Here is a 16019-nt window from a genome sequence, read left to right on the forward strand (position 1 = left end):
CCTCAGCCTCCGCGGTTTCACGCAGGCCGCCGCACCGAGCTGCCGCCCGAGAGCACGCCCTGCGTCATCGGCAGCGCCATGAAGTCGTGCGGGAAGCCCATCGACACGGCGCTGGCCGCTTCCAGGCGTTGCAGCGCTTCGGCGTCGAGCTGAACGTCGAGCGCGCCGAGGTTGTCCTCGAACTGCGCGAAGGTGCGCGCGCCGATGATCGGCATCACCGTCGGCGCGCGGCGCTGCAGCAGCCACGCCAGCGCGACCTGCGCGCTCGAGCGGCCCTGCTCCTTCGCGACCTGCCCGACCACTTCGGCGATCTCCAGCGAGCGGGCGCTGAGCGCGCCGTTGCCCACGGCCACGTCCTTGCGCGAGCCCGTCACGCCCGAGCCCGGGTCGTTGCGATGCTCGAGATCGGCGCGCGTGTACTTGCCCGAGAGCACGCCGCTGCCCAGCGGCGACCACGCCAGCACGCCAAGGCCCAGCTCCTGCGCCATCGGCAGCAGCTCGCGCTCCACGGTGCGCTCGATCAGGCTGTATTCGATCTGCAGCGCGACCACCGGCGACCAGCCGCGCAGCTCGGCCAGCGTCTGCATGCGCGCGATCTGCCAGGCCGGCGTGTCGGAGATGCCCGCGTACAGCACCTTGCCCGAGCGCACGAGGTCGTCGAAGGCGCGCATCACTTCCTCGAAGGGCGTGAGCCCGTCCCAGATGTGCAGGTACAGCAGGTCGATGTAGTCGGTGCCCAGCCGCTTCAGGCTGGCCTCCACCGAGCGGACCATGTTGCGGCGGTGGTTGCCGCCGGCGTTCGGGTTGCCCGGCTGCATGTTGAGCGAATACTTGGTAGCCACCACCACCGACTCGCGCCTGTCGGCGATGAACTGGCCCAGCACCCGCTCCGAACTGCCGTTGGTATAGAAGTTGGCGGTGTCGATGAAGTTGCCGCCGCGCTCCAGGTAGAGGTCGAACATGCGGCGCGATTCGCCCGCGTCGGCGCCCCAGCCCCATTCCTGGCCGAAGGTCATGGTGCCCAGCGACACGGGGCTGACGCGCAGGCCCGAGCGGCCGAGGGTGATGTAGTCGTCCAGCTTCATGATGCAGATTCCTTTCGTGCTTTCGTTGCGAGGTGAAGGCGGCGGCGCGAGGGCCGCACTGCCATGGCCTCGAAGGTATTGGCGCGATTGCTCCTGAAAAAGCCGGCTGGATCGAATGCTTTGTGAAGCCGGTCTTCATAATGGCCACCATGTCGCCCGAACTGCTTCCGGCCATAGCCGCCCTCGCCCGCGTGGCGCACCACGCCAGCTTCACGCGCGCCGCGGAGGAGCTCGGGGTGTCGCCATCGGCCCTTTCGCAGACCGTCCGTACGCTGGAGCAGAAGCTCGGCGTGCGGCTGCTGGACCGCACCACGCGGCGCGTCGGCGTGACGGAGCTGGGGCAGCAGTTCCTCGCGGGTGCGCAACAGGGCCTGGCCGCGCTCGCGCAGGCGGTCGAGGGCATCGACGAGGCGCGCGACAAGCCGGCAGGGCTGCTGCGCCTGAACGTCTCGCGCGTGGCGGCGGAGCTGCTCTTCTTCCCGCACTTCGGCGCGTTCGCCGATGCCTATCCGGACATCACGCTCGAGTTCGTCTGCGACAACCGCATGGTCGACCTCGTGGAAGGCGGCTTCGACGCCGGCATCCGCCTGGGCGAGAGCCTCGCGCAGGACGTGGTGGCCGTGCCGGTGGGCGGGCCGCTGCGCATGGTGACTTACGCGGCGCCCAGCTACCTGAGGGGGCGCAAGCCGCCGCGCACGCCTGAGGACCTGCGCGAGCACCGCTGCCTGAACTACCGCCTGACCACCGGCGGCCTCTATCGATGGGAATACGCGCAGGACGGGCGCGTGCTCGACGTGGAGCTCGCAGGCCCGCTCGTCAGCAACGACGCAGACCTGCTGCTCGCGGCCGCGCGCTCGGGCGCGGGCATCGCGACGTCGTTCGAAGGAGCGGTGCGGGAGGACTTCGCGGGCGGCCGCCTCGTGCCGCTGCTGGAGCCCTGGTGGCCGACCTTCCCGGGCTTCTATCTCTACTACCCGAGCCGCGCGCAGATGCCGCGCAAGCTGCGGGTGTTCATCGACTTCCTGCAGGCGCGGCACGCGCCGCCGCCGGTGTCGCAGCGGGCGGTCAAGCCCGCATCAGCGCCTCGATCTCGTCCGCCTTCACCGGCACGCCGCGCGAGATGAGTTCGCAGCCGGTGGCGGTGACGATCGCGTCGTCCTCGATGCGGATGCCGATGTTGTGGAACTGCTCGGGCACGCCCTCGGCGGGGCGCACGTAGATGCCGGGCTCCAGCGTGAGAACCATGCCGGGGTGCAGGATGCGGCTCGGCCGGTTCTTGATGACCTCGTTCGACAGCGGGTCCTTGCGCTCGCTCACCTCGCCGACCTGCGTGGGCTCGACGTAGCTGCCGCAGTCGTGCACGTCCATGCCGAGCCAGTGGCCGGTGCGGTGCATGTAGAACTGGAAGTAGGCGCGCTTGTCGATCACGTCGTCGACGCTGCCGACCTTGTTGGCGTCGAGCAGGCCGAAGTCGAGCATGCCCTGCGCCAGCACCCGCACCGCCGCGTCGTGCGGGTCGTTGAAGCGGTTGCCGGCCTTGGTGGCCGCAGCCGCCGCGTCCTGGCTGGCCAGCACCAGGTCGTACAGCGCGCGCTGCGGGCCGGTGAACTTGCCGTCGGCGGGGAAGGTGCGGGTGATGTCGCTGGCATAGCCGTCGAGCTCGCAGCCCGCGTCGATCAGCACCAGCTCGCCCTTGCGCACGGGCGCGGCGTCGGCGCGGTAGTGCAGCACGCAGGCATTCGCGCCGGCCGCGACGATGGAGTAGTACGCGGGGTACTGCGAGCCGCCCAGGCGGAATTCGTGCAGCAGCTCGGCGTCGAGGTGGTACTCGCGGGCGTCCTTGCCCTCGCGCAGCATGCGGGCCGACAACTGCATCGCACGCACGTGCGCGCGGGCGCTGATCTGCGCGGCGCGGCGCATGATGTCCTGCTCGTGCGCGTCCTTGACCAGGCGCATCTCGTCGAGCGGGCCGCACAGGTCGCGTTGCTCGTCGGGGCACAGCGCACCGAAGCGCACGCGCGCGCGCACCGATTGCAGCCAGCCGTCGACACGGCTTTCCAGGCCCTTGTGGATGGCGAAGGGAAACCACACGGTGGCGCGGTTCTCCAGCAGCTTGGGCAGCTTCGCGTCGAGTTCGGTGACGGGGAAGGCCTCGTCGACGCCGAGTGCCGCGGGCGCCGCGTCGGGGCCCAGGCGGTAGCCGTCCCAGATCTCGCGCTCGATGTCCTTGGGCGCGCAGAACAGCGTCGAGCGGCCGTCGCCCGCCAGCACCAGCCAGGCGTTGGGCTCGGTGAAGCCGGTCAGGTAATAGAAGTAGCTGTCGTGGCGATACAGGAAGTCGGTATCGCGGTTGCGCGGCCGCTCGGGCGCGGTCGGGATGATGGCGATGCCGTCCTTGCCCAGTTGCGAGGCGAGGCGCGCGCGGCGCTCGGCGTAGATCGTGGTGGCGATGTCTGCTGCGGTCATCTTGTTGGCGTGTTCAGTTGGGCGAGCCGTTCGGGGGTTCCCACGTCGGTCCAGGGGCCGGTGTAGAGCTCGGCGCTCACGAGTTCATTGTCCATCGCGGCGCGCAGGATCGGCGCCAGCGGGGCTTTGCGGCCGGCCGGGTTGCCGTTAGGGATGTCGCAATAGGGCGGCGCGAAGAGCGCAGCGCGGTACAGGCCGATGGTCGAGAAGGTGTATTTCTGGTCGGCGGTGTTGAGCGCGAGGCCATCCGGCGAGAGTCCGAAATCGCCCTTGGGGTTGTGCGCAGGGTTGGGCACCAGCCAGAGATGCGCGAGCCTGTTGCTGGCCACGAACCGGTCGACCGAGGCCTGCGTGAAGGCGAATCCGGGCGCGAATACGTCACCCGCCGCGACCCAGAACACGTCGCCCAGCAGGGGCAGCGCGCGCACGATGCCGCCGGCCGTTTCCAGCGCACCGCCGAAGTCGCGGCCCTCGTCGGAGTATGAAATCGATAGCGCGGAATGACCGCCCAACAAGGGTTTTGCGCCGAACCGCTCCGAAATCTGGGCGCCGAGCCAGTCGGTGTTGACGACCAGTTCGGTGAAGCCGCCGTCGGCCAGCGCCTCCATCGGCCATTGCATCAGGGGCTTGCCGTGCACCTCCAGCAGGGGCTTGGGTGTGGCATCGGTCAGCGGCCGCATGCGCTCGCCGCGCCCGGCGGCCAGGATCATGGCGCGCACCGCGTTGCCGCTCACGCCGCGACCCGTCCGCGCTGCAGCTCGTTGCGCTCGCTGTGCCGAGGCTGGAACAGCGACACCAGGCATTCCATCAGCGCATGCGCCTTGGCCGAGTGGTCGCCGCTGAAGTTGCAGACGTACACGTCCAGCGTCACGCCGCGCTGTTCGGGCCATGTGTGGATGCACAGGTGCGATTCGGCCAGCAGCACCGTGGCGGTGACCCCGCCCGGGCCCTGTGGCGTGGCCGGGAAGCCGTGGATCAGCTTGCCCACCGCCTGCAGCCCGGCGGCCGCCACCGCCTTGAGGCAGACCGCGCCGAGGGCATCGCGATCGATGAGCCACTGGGGGCCGCATTGGCAGTCGTGGAGGTCGGCGGTGAGGTGCAGCCCGTGCATGGGTGGCAACTCTAGCAGTCCGCCCTGCTGCCCAGGCGCACAGGAGCATCGGAAGGGTGTTCGGGCCGTATCGGGAGCGTTCGGGGCTCGCCCGGTAAAATCGCGGGTTCTCCCCACCCCAACCTCCCTTTTCCCTCCGAAAGTCCACCGCACATGGCAAACCACGCCCTGATGGCCAACGCAATCCGCGCACTGGCCATGGATGCCGTCCAACAAGCAAATTCCGGACATCCGGGCGCACCGATGGGCATGGCCGACATGGCCGTCGCACTCTGGGGCGATCACCTGCGCTACAACCCCGCCAACCCGCACTGGTTCGACCGCGACCGCTTCGTGCTGTCGAACGGCCACGCCTCGATGCTGCTGTACTCGGTGCTGCATCTCACCGGCTACGACCTGCCCATCGGCGAACTCAAGAACTTCCGCCAGCTGCACAGCAAGACCGCCGGCCACCCCGAAGTGGACGTGACCCCGGGCGTCGAGACCACCACCGGCCCGCTGGGCCAGGGCATCACCAACGCCGTGGGCTTCGCGCTGGCCGAGAAGCTGCTGTCGGCCGAGTTCAACCGCAAGGACCACACCGTGGTCGACCATCACACCTACGCCTTCCTGGGCGACGGCTGCATGATGGAAGGCATCAGCCATGAGGCCTGCGCGCTGGCCGGCGCCTGGCACCTTAACAAGCTGATCGCGCTGTACGACGACAACGGCATCAGCATCGACGGCCAGGTCAAGCCCTGGTACATCGACAACGTGGCCGAACGCTTCCACGCCTATGGCTGGCATGTGATCGGCCCGATCGACGGCAACGACGCCGCCGAAGTGTCCAAGGCCATCGCCAAGGCCAAGCTGTCGACCGACAAGCCCACGCTCATCAACTGCAAGACCGTCATCGGCAAGGGCAGCCCGAACCGCGCCGGCACCGCCAAGGCCCACGGCGAGGCGCTGGGCGCCGAAGAAATCAAGCTCACGCGCGACGCCATCGACTGGCACTACCCGCCTTTCGAGATCCCGGCCGAGGTGTACGCCGACTGGGACCACAAGGAAGCCGGCGCCAACATCGAAGCCGAGTGGAACGCCAAGTTCGCCGCCTACGCCGCCGCCTACCCTGAGCTGGCTGCCGAGTTCACCCGCCGCATGAAGGGCGAGCTGCCCAAGGACTTCCACCAGGTGGCGTTCGACACCGTGGTCGCCGCACACACCAAGGCCGAGACCGTCGCCAGCCGCAAGGCCAGCCAGCTCGCGCTCGAAGCCTTCACCGCCGCGCTGCCCGAAATGCTCGGCGGCAGCGCCGACCTGACCGGCTCGAACCTCACCAACACCAAGAGCACCGCCGCGCTGCGCTTCGACGCGAAGACCGGCGCGGTGGTCATGAACGTGCCCGCCGTCGAAGGCAAGCAGGGCGCGGAAGACGAAGCCAAGTCCGAAGCCCCGGCCGAAACGCCGCACGGCACCATCGGCCGCCACATCAACTACGGCGTGCGCGAGTTCGGCATGGCGGCCATCATGAACGGCGTGGCGCTGCATGGCGGCTACATCCCCTACGGCGGCACCTTCCTCACCTTCAGCGACTACAGCCGCAACGCCATCCGCATGGCCGCGCTGATGAAGCGCCGCGTGATCCACGTCTTCACGCACGACTCCATCGGCCTGGGCGAAGACGGCCCGACGCACCAGTCGATCGAGCACGCCGCGTCGCTGCGCCTGATCCCGAACCTCGACGTCTGGCGCCCGTCGGACACGGCCGAGACCGCCGTGGCCTGGGCCGTGGCGCTCCAGAACCAGTCGCGCCCGACCGCGCTGCTGCTGAGCCGCCAGAACATCGCCTACTCGCCCAAGAGCGAACTCGGCGACATCAGCCGAGGCGCCTACGTGCTCTCCGAGCCCGAGAACGTCGGCCTCAAGAACAAGAAGACGGCGGCCGTCATCATCGCCACCGGCTCCGAAGTGCCGCTCGCGCTGGCAGCCCAGAAGCTGCTGGCCGAGAAGAAGATCGCCGTGCGCGTGGTGTCGATGCCCTCGACCACCACCTTCGACCGCCAGGACCTGGCCTACAAGAAGGCCGTGCTGCCGAAGAAGCTGCCGCGCATCGCCGTGGAGATGGGCTGCACCGGCGGCTGGTGGAAGTACGGCTGCGCCGCCGTCGTCGGCATCGACACGTACGGCGAATCGGCCCCCGCGCCGGTGCTCTTCAAGCACTTCGGCTTCACGGCGGAGAACGTCGCGGCCACGGTGGAAGCCGTGCTGCGCGACTGATCGATTCCTTCTTCGCCGTTCACGACACACAACAGTTTTTCAACCTTAGGAGCAAGTCAGATGGCTATCAAACTTGGTATCAACGGCTTCGGCCGCATCGGTCGCAACGTGCTGCGCGCAGCCGTGCAGAACTTCCAGAACGACATCGAAATCGTCGCCATCAACGACCTGCTCGAGCCTGACTACCTGGCCTACATGCTCCAGTACGACTCGGTGCACGGCCGCTTCAAGGGCGACATCGCCGTCGAAGGCAGCACGCTGATCGTGAACGGCAAGAAGATCCGCCTCACGCAGGAACGCGATCCCGCGAACCTGAAGTGGAACGAAGTCGGCGCCGACGTGGTGCTGGAATCGACCGGCCTCTTCCTCACCAAGGAAACCGCGCAGAAGCACATCGACGCGGGCGCCAAGAAGGTGATCCTGTCGGCACCGTCGAAGGACGACACGCCCATGTTCGTCTACGGCGTGAACGACAAGAAGTACGCCGGCGAAGCCATCATCAGCAACGCCAGCTGCACCACCAACTGCCTGGCCCCGCTGGCCAAGGTGCTGAACGACAAGTGGGGCATCAAGCGCGGCCTGATGACCACCGTGCACGCCGCCACCGCCACGCAGAAGACCGTGGACGGCCCGAGCAACAAGGACTGGCGCGGCGGCCGCGGCATCCTGGAAAACATCATCCCGTCGTCGACCGGCGCCGCCAAGGCTGTGGGCGTGGTGATCCCCGAGCTCAACAAGAAGCTCACCGGCATGAGCTTCCGCGTGCCGACCTCCGACGTGTCGGTGGTCGACCTGACGGTCGAGCTGGTGAAGGAAGCCACGTACAAGGAAATCTGCGCCGAGATGAAGGCGCAGAGCGAAGGCGCGCTCAAGGGCGTGCTGGGCTACACCGAAGACAAGGTCGTGGCCACCGACTTCCGCGGCGACGCCCGCACCTCGATCTTCGACGCCGAAGCCGGCATCGCCCTCGACGGCACCTTCGTGAAGCTCGTGAGCTGGTACGACAACGAATGGGGCTACTCGAACAAGTGCCTGGAGATGGTGAAGGTCGTGTCGAAGTAAGGCTTCGCCGCTTCCATAAAAAAACGCGCCTCCGGGCGCGTTTTTTGTTGGGCTCCTTGATCGGGCGCCTCACCGCTATCGCAGCTTCTCGTTCCTGCGTATCTCGCTGCTCAACTGCGCCGTCAGCCGCGTCGCGGCCCTTCGCGCAGCCAGCCCGAAGTCGCCCTTGAACTCGCCGAACTCCGCTGTGCCGTTGCCCGCGGCGCGCACGCGCGTGACCTCGGTGCCCGCCGCATCGGTCACCACGCACGAGACCTCGGCCGTGAACGAGGTCGGCGGCCAGCTGATCCATGAGGACGAGCTCGAATCGGTCTTGATGCGCGGCGAGAACACCAGCGAGACGCCCGCCGCCTCGTTCGCCTTCGCGTCGCTGGCGCTGCGCAGCACGACCACGTCGCGGTAGACGGCGCGCAGCGCATCGCGGATCGACTTCTCCAGGTCGCGGTACGGGTAGTAGCTCACGCGGTCGCCGCTGCCGCCGGGGGTGATCACTTCGAGGTCGCGGTCGGCATCGGTCATCACGTAGGCGACCTTCTTCGACACGAGGTACGCCTGCGAACGTGGCGGGGCGGTCTCGGTGATCATGGTGATCGGGTGCACGCAGCCGCCGAGCAGCAGCAGCAACAAGGCCGACAGTGCGATGGACGCCGGACGAAAAAGGGATTGCATCGAAGCGCCTCCTGGCCTCAGGGGTCAACGGCCGATGGCGGCCACGAACTGCGGATCGGCATACACCTGCCGCAGCAAGGCACGCACGAGGCGCGGGTACGCGGCCTGCCCGGCGGGCACGGCGACGATGCTCGCGTAGCTCGAATCGAAGGCGGTCTCGGCGCGGTAGGTCTTGCGCAGGCGCTGCGTGGCGTCGCGCGTGACGGTGATCTCGACTTCCATGCGGCCCGCGCCGTTGATCACGCCGAGGTCGATCTCGTTGACCAGCACGCGCGCCGCGATGCGCGTTGGCGCCTTCGGGTCGTAGACGGAGATCTCGCTGAGGTCGCGCATCATCGCGTCCTGCAGGTACTGGGCGAAGCTGCCGCTGGGCGACAGCAACCGGGCGCTGCGCAGCCGCACGGTGTTGACCTTGTCGTTTGCATCGGAGGGCTGCGCCTTCGCGAGGGCCACCATGCCGGGGCGCGTGGCTTCCAGCTTGTCGAGGGTCTCGTAGTCGGCCGCGTAGGGCGGCGCCAGCAATGGCGCGCAACCGGTGGCCAGAACGGCGGCTGCCAGCGCGCCTATCAAGAGCAGGCTGCGCAAACGCCAGCCTTGCTGCGAACTAAAGATCGCCATCCCTTCGGTCCCCTCTCTGCATCTTCACGAGGCCCGCGATGCATGCATGGTGCATCGGTGGCGCGTGCTCCCGGCGTGACGGTAGCACGCATCGCGCGGCGCGCGAATGCGTGAAGCCGCGAAACCGAAAGGTACGAAGAGGTGGGAAGGAGGGGCTAAGGCGAGCCTCAGACCGGCTCGAGCACGTGGATCAGCTTGCCCGCGGTGAGCTCCTTCGTCTTCTCGCCGTGGGCCTTCATGTGCGGCGCGACCGCGTGCGCCTGCAGGTGCGCCAGGGTTTCCCACTTCTCGATCACGACGAAGGTGTCGGGGCCGAAGCTGGCCTTCGACGCGGGGATGCCCTGCGCATCGACCGTGGCGCCGTACTCGATGCAGCCTGCCTCGGCCAGCACGGCTGCGCGGTTCTCGGCGAAGGCTTCGAGCAGCCTGGCGCGCTGGCCGGGCTTGGCGGTGATGACGGCGACGACGTGGATCATTGAAAGGGTCTCCGGTTGGTTGGTTGGATGGGTGGTCGACTGGAATGCGACGGCCGAATCTAAGAGATTTGGCGCGGCGGTGCCGGTCAGGTCCGCGACAAGGCCGTGTCCCTGTCTTGTCCCTATCATCTTCCGCATGTTCTTCCCGCTCCCTCGCACGGCCACCGCGCCCTTCTGTCCTTCCGAAGTCAAGGGCAGCGTCGCCGTCCCGCAGGAACTGCCGTTCTTCAAGAAGCTGATGCGCTACGCGGGTCCGGGACTGCTGGTGTCGGTCGGCTACATGGACCCGGGCAACTGGGCGACCGACATCGAGGCCGGCTCGCGCTTCGGCTACGGCCTGCTGTTCGTGGTGCTGCTCGCGAGCCTGGCCGCGATGCTGCTGCAGACGCTGTGCGTGCGGCTGGGCATCGTCGCGCGCAAGGACCTGGCGCGCATCTGCCGCGAGCACTACTCGCCGCGCGTCAACCGCCTGCTGTGGCTGGGCGCCGAGCTGGCCATCGTGGCCTGCGACCTCGCCGAAGTGCTGGGCAGCGCGCTCGCGCTGCACCTGCTGTTCGGCGTGTCGATCCCGGTGGGCATCGCGATCACCGCCTTCGACACGCTGCTGGTGCTGGGCCTGCAGGGCGCGGGCTTCCGCCGCGTGGAGGCCATCGTGCTGGGGCTCGTGGGCACGATCGCGGCCTGCTTCGTGGTCGAGCTGGCGATGTCGCCGCCCAACTGGTTCGGCGTGGCGATGGGCTTCGGCCCGAGCCTGGAGCGGCTGCACCAGCCGGGCGCGCTGTACCTGGCCATCGGCATCGTCGGCGCGACGGTGATGCCGCACAACCTGTACCTTCACTCGTCGATCGTGCAGACGCGCCTGATCGCCGACACCGAGCCCGCGAGGCGCGAGGCGGTGCGCTTCTGCACGCTCGACGCGGTGGTGTCGCTCTCGCTTGCGCTGCTGGTCAACGCGGCCATCATGGTGCTCGCTGCCAGCGCCTTCCACGCCACCGGCCACCGCGAGGTGACGGAGATCGACGACGCCTACCGGCTGCTGGAGCCCGTCGTCGGCAGCGCGGTCGCGGCCACGCTGTTCGGCATCGCGCTGCTGGCCTCGGGGCAGAGCTCGACCTTCACCGGCACCATCGCAGGCCAGATCATCATGGAAGGCTTCCTCGACCTGAAGATCCCTTGCTGGCAGCGCCGCCTCATCACGCGCGCGCTGGCGCTGGGCCCGGCGTGGCTGGGCGTCTGGTGGTTCGGCTACGGCGGCGTGGGCAAGATGCTGGTGCTCAGCCAGGTGGTGCTGAGCTTCCAGCTGCCCTTCGCGATGTGGCCGCTGATCCGCTTCACGAGCAGCCGCGCGCTGATGGGCGGCTTCGCCAACGGCCCGGTGGTGAAGTCGCTGGCGTGGCTGCTGTTCGGCGTGATCGGCGCGGCCAACGTTTGGCTGATCGCATCGGTGGTCGTGAGCGGTGCCTAGGCCTCAGCGCTTGCCCGCTTCCTTCCACAGGTGCACCAGCGCCTCCGGCGCCTCGGCCTCGGGCACCTCGAAGCTCACGAAGATGTCCTGCTGCTCGCCGGCGCTGCGCACGAGCACCTCGACGCGGTAGAAGCGCTGGTCGCCGCCCGACACCGTCGCGCCGGCCTGCTGTTGCGCGTGGGGCACGGCGCTGTGCAGCGCGTCGCCGATCTGCTGGCGCAGCTCCTGCGTGCACTCCCCCAGCCGGAAGCTGCGCGGCTGCGCCAGCCCCGGCACGAAGGCCAGCCCGCCCTCGCGCGTCACGCGCACGGTGGTCGCCTCGTTCAGCGGCGGCAGGCGGATCATGGCGCGATCACCCCCACGGCCTGCCAGGCGTCGACGACCGCCTTGCGGACTGCGCTGCCGGCGCCGAAGCGCTGCGACGCGACATCGATGCTGAGCGTCGCGAAGGCCTCGAAGTCGGCGTCGTTGCGCAGGCGCCCGTCGCGCAGCGTGTCGTACCAGACGCGGCCTGCGCTCTCCCATGCCGGCCCGCCGATGGCGACGGCCGCCAGGTGGAAGGCGCGGTTCGGAATGCCCGAGTTGATGTGCACGCCGCCGTTGTCCTGCGAAGTGACGACGAAGTCCTTCATGTGCGCGGGCTGCGGGTCCTTGCCGATCACCAGGTCGTCGTAGGCGGTGCCGGGCTCGGCCATCGAGCGCAGCGCCTTGGCTTTCACGGTGGACATGAAGAGGCCCGCGCCGATGAGCCAGTCGGCCTGCTGCGCGGTCTGCTTCAGCACGTGCTGCTTCACCAGGACGCCGAACACGTCGCAAATCGATTCGTTGAGCGCGCCTGGCTGGCCCTGGTAGATGAGCGCGGCCTCGTGGTCGATCACGCCGTGCGTGAGCTCGTGGCCGATGATGTCCACCGCGATGGTGAAGCGGTTCATCACCTCGCCGTCGCCGTCTCCGAACACCATCTGCGCGCCGTTCCAGAAGGCGTTGTCGTAGTCCTTGCCGTAGTGCACGCTGCCGGTCAGCGGCATGCCCGCGCCGTCGATGGAGTCGCGCTCGTACACCTCGCGGTACAGCCGCCAGGTCGCGCCCAGGTGCTCGTAGGCCTCGTCGGCCGCGATGTCGCCGGTGGCGGGCCTGCCTTCGGTGCGCACCAGCCTGCCGGGCAGCTCGGTCGTGTGGCCCGCGTCGTGGATGGCGCGCTCTGGCGAATCGGGCCGCGCGGGGCGCACCGGTGTGCCGGTGATGTTCGACACCACCGCCGGCGGCACCAGGCCGCGCAGCGCGCGATGTTCGCGGTCGATGGCCAGCGTGCTCACCGCGCGCTCGCTCAGCGGCGGGCTGGCGCTTTCGGCAAGCCGGCTCAGCAGGTACGGCGGCACGAAGGCGGGCGGCAGGATCTGCGGATTGCGCGACGGCATGGGCGGGCCTTTCGTCGAAGGTCGATCGGGGCATCGATCGGTTCGAAACCACCGTAGCAGAAACGCGAGGCGGCGCCTGTCGGATCGCGGCTCAAGCCCTGGGCGGCATGTCGTCTTTGCCGAGCGCGGCGGCCATGAAGTCGACGAAAGTTCGCACGCGCGCCGACAGCTGGTGGCGCTGCGGGTACACCGCGTAGATGTCGGCATCGGGCGTGCGGTAGCTGGCGAGCACCTGCACGAGCCGGCCGCTGCGCAGGTAGCGCGCGATGTCCCACTCGGCGCGCATCAGGATGCCGTGGCCGTCGAGCGCCCAGTTGACCGCGATCTCGCCGTCGTTGGTGCTGAGCATGCCGCGCGTCTTCACTGCCTCGGTGCGCTGCGCGGTGCCGCGCCCGCTGCTCAGGCGCCAGATGCCGTAGGCCTCGTCGCCCTGGCGGATGCCTATGCAGCGATGGCGCGTGAGGTCGTTGGGCACCTTGGGCTGCCCGGCGCGCGCGAGGTAGGCGGGCGAGGCGCACAGCAGGCGCCGGTTCGACGCGATGCGCCGCGCGATCACGCGGGCCTCGGGCGGTGCGCCGAAGCGGATGCAGACGTCGAAGGCGTCGTCGGTCAGCGGCGGCGGGTTCACCGAGAGCTGCAGCTGCACCTCGACCTGCGGATGCCTGCGCGCGAACTTCGAGATCAGCGGCGCCACGTGGCTGCGCCCGAAGCCCAGCGTGGCGTTCACGCGCAGCAGCCCCTGGGGCTCGCCCTTCGCGCCGCCGAGCAGCTGCGCCATGTCGTCGATCTCGCCGAGGATGCGGCGCGCGTGCGCCACGTAGAGCTCGCCCTCGGGCGTGAGGCTCATGCGCCGCGTGGTGCGGTTCACCAGCGTGACGCCCAGGCGCGACTCCATATGCGCAAGCCGCTTGCTCACTGCGGGCGTGCTGATGCCGAGTTCTCGCGCCCCCGCGCTCAGGCTGCCGCTGGCCGCGAGCGTGGAGAAGAAGCCGAGATCGGCGGGCTGGACCGGGGCTGCCATGGGTGATCCGATTGTTGAATTCAGGTTAACGATGGATTCACTTCCGCCGTGAATCGTTCGACCCAGCCGATCCTACAGTGGGAGCCCGACAGAGCACCCACACACACGAAGAAGGACATCGACGATGAGCAGCAGCTACAGCATCGCCACCATTCCCGGCGACGGCATCGGCAAGGAAGTGATACCCGCAGGCCGCCAGGTGATGGAGGCGCTGGCCGAGGCCTCCGGCGGCGCGCTGCGTTTCAGCTTCGAGGACTTCGGCTGGGGCGGCGACTGGTACCGCGAACACGGCGAGATGATGCCGGCCGACGGCCTCGAGGCGCTGCGCGGCAAGGACGCGATTCTTTTCGGCTCCGCGGGCGATCCGCACATTCCCGACCACATCACGCTGTGGGGCCTGCGCCTGAAGATCTGCCAGGGCTTCGACCAGTACGCCAACGTGCGGCCCACGCGCATCCTGCCGGGCATCGATGCGCCACTGAAGCGCTGCCGGGCGGAAGACCTGAACTGGGTGATCGTGCGCGAGAACTCCGAAGGTGAATACGCCGGCGTCGGCGGGCGCGTGCACCAGGGCCATCCGATCGAGGCCGCCACCGATGTGAGCATGATGACCCGCGCGGGCGTCGAGCGCGTCATGCGCTTCGCCTTCAGGTTGGCGCGATCGCGCCCGCGCAAGCTGCTCACGGTGGTCACCAAGAGCAACGCGCAGCGCCACGCGATGGTGATGTGGGACGAGATCGCGCTGCAGGTCTCGAAGGAGTTCCCCGACGTGCGCTGGGACAAGGAGCTCGTGGACGCGATGACCGCGCGCATGGTCAACCGGCCTGCCACGCTCGACACCATCGTCGCCACCAACCTGCATGCCGACATCCTCAGCGACCTCGCGGCCGCGCTCGCGGGCAGCCTGGGCATCGCGCCCACCGGCAACATCGACCCGGAGCGGCGCTATCCGTCGATGTTCGAGCCCATCCACGGCTCGGCCTTCGACATCATGGGCAAGGGGCTCGCCAACCCCGTGGGCACCTTCTGGTCGGTGGTGATGCTGCTGGAGCACCTCGGCGAGGCCGAGGCCGCGCGCCGCGTGATGGCCGCGGTGGAGCACGTCACGGCCAACCCCGCGCTGCACACGCGCGACCTGGGCGGCAACGCGACCACCGAGGAGGTGACGCGTGCGGTGTGCGCGCACATAACTGCACAGCCGCTGCGGCTGGCGGCCTGATCGGCCCCCTGCCGAGCAGGCGAACGACGGTATCCGCGCGCCTCGAAGCGCGCGGCGCAGAACAACGAGCCGGAGACAAGACATGAACGCTTCATCGAACGCGCGCCTGCATCGGCGCATCGTGCTGCAGGCCGCAGCCATCGCGCTGGGACTGGGCTCCACCGCCCTCGCCTTCGCGCAGCAGGGGCCGGGCGCCGCGGGCTGGCCCGCGCGGCCGATCAGCCTCGTCGTGCCCTTCCCGGCCGGCGGCACCACCGACGTGCTGGCCCGCGCGCTGGCCGACAAGCTCTCTCAGTCGCTGGGCCAGCCGGTCGTGGTCGAGAGCAAGCCGGGCGCCGGTGCCACGCTGGGCGCCGACTACGTCGCCAAGGCCAGGCCCGACGGCTACACGCTGCTGATGGGCGCGGTGCACCACACCATCGCCACCAGCGTCTACAGGAAGCTGCCTTACGACTTCCAGAAGGACCTGGCGCCCGTCACCGTGGTGGCGATGGTGCCGAACGTGCTGGTGGTCAACGCGGCGAACACGCCCGCGAAGAACGTGGCCGAACTGGTCGTGCTCGCCAAGGCCGCGCCCGAGAAGCTGGCCTACGGCTCCAACGGCAACGGCACGGCGCAGCACCTGATCGGCACGCAGTTCCAGGCCAGCACCGGCACGAAGCTGCTGCACGTGCCCTACAAGGGCAGCGGGCCGCTCACCACCGACCTGCTCGGCGGACAGGTGGCGATGTCATTCGACACCATCACGCCGGTGCTGCAGCACATCAAGGGTGGCAAGCTGCGTGCGCTGGCGGTGACCACCGCGCGGCGCTCGTCGGTGCTGCCGGACGTGCCGACGCTGGATGAGTCCGGGCTCAAGGGCTTCGACATCGGCACCTGGTTCGGCGTGCTGGCGCCCGCGGCCACGCCGAAGGAGATCGTGGCGCGCCTGAACGCCGAGATGGTGAAGATCATCCATTCGCCAGACTTCGCGCAGCGCATGCAGGCCATCGGCGCCGAGCCGCTGGGCGGCACGCAGGAAGAGATGGCGCGGCAGATCCGCGAGGAGACGGCCAAGTTCGCGAAGCTGGTGAAGGAAGGCGGCGTGGCGATCGAATAGCGCCGCGGCGGACGGCTCGACGGCGGCGTGCAGCCGGTTACGCACGCGCACACC

At 68.9% G+C, this 16019-nt stretch carries 16 protein-coding genes; 6 read left to right on the forward strand and 10 right to left on the reverse strand.

The window, feature by feature from the left end; genetic code table 11:
• Positions 1 to 17 precede the first annotated feature (17 nt).
• A complete protein-coding gene (locus tag FHY06_RS19065; RefSeq protein ID WP_184606039.1) occupies positions 18 to 1085 on the reverse strand; it encodes an aldo/keto reductase in 1068 nt (355 codons plus the stop codon).
• A gap of 149 nt (positions 1086 to 1234) precedes the next feature.
• Between FHY06_RS19065 and FHY06_RS19070 the strand changes: the two genes are divergently transcribed.
• Positions 1235 to 2209 (forward strand): LysR family transcriptional regulator, encoded by a 975-nt coding sequence (locus FHY06_RS19070; RefSeq protein ID WP_184606040.1) that lies wholly within the window; start codon positions 1235 to 1237, stop codon positions 2207 to 2209.
• Here the strand turns inward: FHY06_RS19070 and FHY06_RS19075 are convergent.
• From FHY06_RS19075 to speD, 3 genes are read right to left on the reverse strand one after another with little or no spacing between them, the layout of a single operon-like run.
• Complete coding sequence (locus tag FHY06_RS19075) at positions 2151 to 3551, reverse strand: aminopeptidase P N-terminal domain-containing protein (RefSeq protein ID WP_145759520.1); 1401 nt, start codon at positions 3549 to 3551, stop codon at positions 2151 to 2153. The two genes, FHY06_RS19070 and FHY06_RS19075, sit on opposite strands and share 59 nt — an antisense overlap.
• A complete protein-coding gene (locus FHY06_RS19080; protein WP_145759719.1) occupies positions 3548 to 4261 on the reverse strand; it encodes a nucleotidyltransferase family protein in 714 nt (237 codons plus the stop codon). The genes FHY06_RS19075 and FHY06_RS19080 overlap by 4 nt, the downstream gene beginning before the upstream one ends.
• 20 nt (positions 4262 to 4281) lie before the next feature.
• Complete coding sequence (gene speD / locus FHY06_RS19085) at positions 4282 to 4662, reverse strand: adenosylmethionine decarboxylase (RefSeq protein WP_184606041.1); 381 nt, start codon at positions 4660 to 4662, stop codon at positions 4282 to 4284.
• Positions 4663 to 4815: 153 nt separating this feature from the next.
• On the opposite strand from speD, the gene FHY06_RS19090 reads away from it, so the two are divergent.
• The gene (locus FHY06_RS19090) at positions 4816 to 6918 is read left to right on the forward strand and encodes a transketolase family protein (protein ID WP_184606042.1); all 2103 of its coding nucleotides are present in this window, start codon (positions 4816 to 4818) and stop codon (positions 6916 to 6918) included.
• A gap of 60 nt (positions 6919 to 6978) precedes the next feature.
• Positions 6979 to 7980, forward strand: coding sequence for a type I glyceraldehyde-3-phosphate dehydrogenase (gene gap, locus FHY06_RS19095; RefSeq protein ID WP_019653743.1), 1002 nt, complete (start codon positions 6979 to 6981; stop codon positions 7978 to 7980).
• A 75-nt stretch (positions 7981 to 8055) separates the two neighbouring features.
• Here the strand turns inward: gap and FHY06_RS19100 are convergent, their stop codons facing one another.
• The 3 genes from FHY06_RS19100 to FHY06_RS19110 all read right to left on the reverse strand — a co-directional run bounded on the left by FHY06_RS19100 (position 8056) and on the right by FHY06_RS19110 (position 9743).
• Positions 8056 to 8649 carry a hypothetical protein gene (locus FHY06_RS19100; RefSeq protein ID WP_184606043.1) on the reverse strand — a complete coding sequence of 198 codons (594 nt, stop codon included), beginning with the start codon at positions 8647 to 8649 and terminating at the stop codon, positions 8056 to 8058.
• A gap of 24 nt (positions 8650 to 8673) precedes the next feature.
• The gene (locus FHY06_RS19105) at positions 8674 to 9267 is read right to left on the reverse strand and encodes a hypothetical protein (RefSeq protein WP_184606044.1); all 594 of its coding nucleotides are present in this window, start codon (positions 9265 to 9267) and stop codon (positions 8674 to 8676) included.
• A gap of 167 nt (positions 9268 to 9434) precedes the next feature.
• A complete protein-coding gene (locus FHY06_RS19110; protein WP_019653746.1) occupies positions 9435 to 9743 on the reverse strand; it encodes a putative quinol monooxygenase in 309 nt (102 codons plus the stop codon).
• A gap of 136 nt (positions 9744 to 9879) precedes the next feature.
• Between FHY06_RS19110 and FHY06_RS19115 the strand changes: the two genes are divergently transcribed.
• Positions 9880 to 11208, forward strand: coding sequence for an Nramp family divalent metal transporter (locus FHY06_RS19115; RefSeq protein WP_184606045.1), 1329 nt, complete (start codon positions 9880 to 9882; stop codon positions 11206 to 11208).
• A 3-nt stretch (positions 11209 to 11211) separates the two neighbouring features.
• Here FHY06_RS19115 and FHY06_RS19120 read toward each other — a convergent pair whose 3' ends face one another.
• The 3 genes from FHY06_RS19120 to FHY06_RS19130 all read right to left on the reverse strand — a co-directional run bounded on the left by FHY06_RS19120 (position 11212) and on the right by FHY06_RS19130 (position 13647).
• On the reverse strand, positions 11212 to 11553 hold the full coding sequence (locus FHY06_RS19120) for a protealysin inhibitor emfourin (RefSeq protein ID WP_019653748.1): 342 nt from the start codon (positions 11551 to 11553) through the stop codon (positions 11212 to 11214).
• The gene (locus FHY06_RS19125) at positions 11550 to 12626 is read right to left on the reverse strand and encodes a M4 family metallopeptidase (protein ID WP_184606046.1); all 1077 of its coding nucleotides are present in this window, start codon (positions 12624 to 12626) and stop codon (positions 11550 to 11552) included. The genes FHY06_RS19120 and FHY06_RS19125 overlap by 4 nt, the downstream gene beginning before the upstream one ends.
• Positions 12627 to 12717: 91 nt before the next feature.
• A complete protein-coding gene (locus FHY06_RS19130; RefSeq protein ID WP_184606047.1) occupies positions 12718 to 13647 on the reverse strand; it encodes a LysR family transcriptional regulator in 930 nt (309 codons plus the stop codon).
• A 124-nt stretch (positions 13648 to 13771) separates the two neighbouring features.
• Between FHY06_RS19130 and FHY06_RS19135 the strand changes: the two genes are divergently transcribed.
• Positions 13772 to 14866 carry a tartrate dehydrogenase gene (locus FHY06_RS19135; RefSeq protein ID WP_132754448.1) on the forward strand — a complete coding sequence of 365 codons (1095 nt, stop codon included), beginning with the start codon at positions 13772 to 13774 and terminating at the stop codon, positions 14864 to 14866.
• An 82-nt stretch (positions 14867 to 14948) separates the two neighbouring features.
• Complete coding sequence (locus FHY06_RS19140) at positions 14949 to 15965, forward strand: Bug family tripartite tricarboxylate transporter substrate binding protein (RefSeq protein ID WP_184606048.1); 1017 nt, start codon at positions 14949 to 14951, stop codon at positions 15963 to 15965.
• The last annotated feature ends 54 nt before the right edge of the window (positions 15966 to 16019 follow it).

This window comes from Variovorax atrisoli (genome assembly GCF_014195185.1).
Taxonomy (GTDB): domain Bacteria; phylum Pseudomonadota; class Gammaproteobacteria; order Burkholderiales; family Burkholderiaceae_C; genus Variovorax; species Variovorax atrisoli.

Bases quoted from the DNA above. Each gene is read 5' to 3' on its own strand.
- FHY06_RS19065 (WP_184606039.1), bottom strand. From the start codon at position 1,085: ATGAAGCTGGACGACTACATCACCCTCGGCCGCTCGGGCCTGCGCGTC.
- FHY06_RS19070 (WP_184606040.1), top strand. From the start codon at position 1,235: ATGTCGCCCGAACTGCTTCCGGCCATAGCCGCCCTCGCCCGCGTGGCG.
- FHY06_RS19075 (WP_145759520.1), bottom strand. From the start codon at position 3,551: ATGACCGCAGCAGACATCGCCACCACGATCTACGCCGAGCGCCGCGCG.
- FHY06_RS19080 (WP_145759719.1), bottom strand. From the start codon at position 4,261: ATGATCCTGGCCGCCGGGCGCGGCGAGCGCATGCGGCCGCTGACCGAT.
- speD (WP_184606041.1), bottom strand. From the start codon at position 4,662: ATGCACGGGCTGCACCTCACCGCCGACCTCCACGACTGCCAATGCGGC.
- FHY06_RS19090 (WP_184606042.1), top strand. From the start codon at position 4,816: ATGGCAAACCACGCCCTGATGGCCAACGCAATCCGCGCACTGGCCATG.
- gap (WP_019653743.1), top strand. From the start codon at position 6,979: ATGGCTATCAAACTTGGTATCAACGGCTTCGGCCGCATCGGTCGCAAC.
- FHY06_RS19100 (WP_184606043.1), bottom strand. From the start codon at position 8,649: ATGCAATCCCTTTTTCGTCCGGCGTCCATCGCACTGTCGGCCTTGTTG.
- FHY06_RS19105 (WP_184606044.1), bottom strand. From the start codon at position 9,267: ATGGCGATCTTTAGTTCGCAGCAAGGCTGGCGTTTGCGCAGCCTGCTC.
- FHY06_RS19110 (WP_019653746.1), bottom strand. From the start codon at position 9,743: ATGATCCACGTCGTCGCCGTCATCACCGCCAAGCCCGGCCAGCGCGCC.
- FHY06_RS19115 (WP_184606045.1), top strand. From the start codon at position 9,880: ATGTTCTTCCCGCTCCCTCGCACGGCCACCGCGCCCTTCTGTCCTTCC.
- FHY06_RS19120 (WP_019653748.1), bottom strand. From the start codon at position 11,553: ATGATCCGCCTGCCGCCGCTGAACGAGGCGACCACCGTGCGCGTGACG.
- FHY06_RS19125 (WP_184606046.1), bottom strand. From the start codon at position 12,626: ATGCCGTCGCGCAATCCGCAGATCCTGCCGCCCGCCTTCGTGCCGCCG.
- FHY06_RS19130 (WP_184606047.1), bottom strand. From the start codon at position 13,647: ATGGCAGCCCCGGTCCAGCCCGCCGATCTCGGCTTCTTCTCCACGCTC.
- FHY06_RS19135 (WP_132754448.1), top strand. From the start codon at position 13,772: ATGAGCAGCAGCTACAGCATCGCCACCATTCCCGGCGACGGCATCGGC.
- FHY06_RS19140 (WP_184606048.1), top strand. From the start codon at position 14,949: ATGAACGCTTCATCGAACGCGCGCCTGCATCGGCGCATCGTGCTGCAG.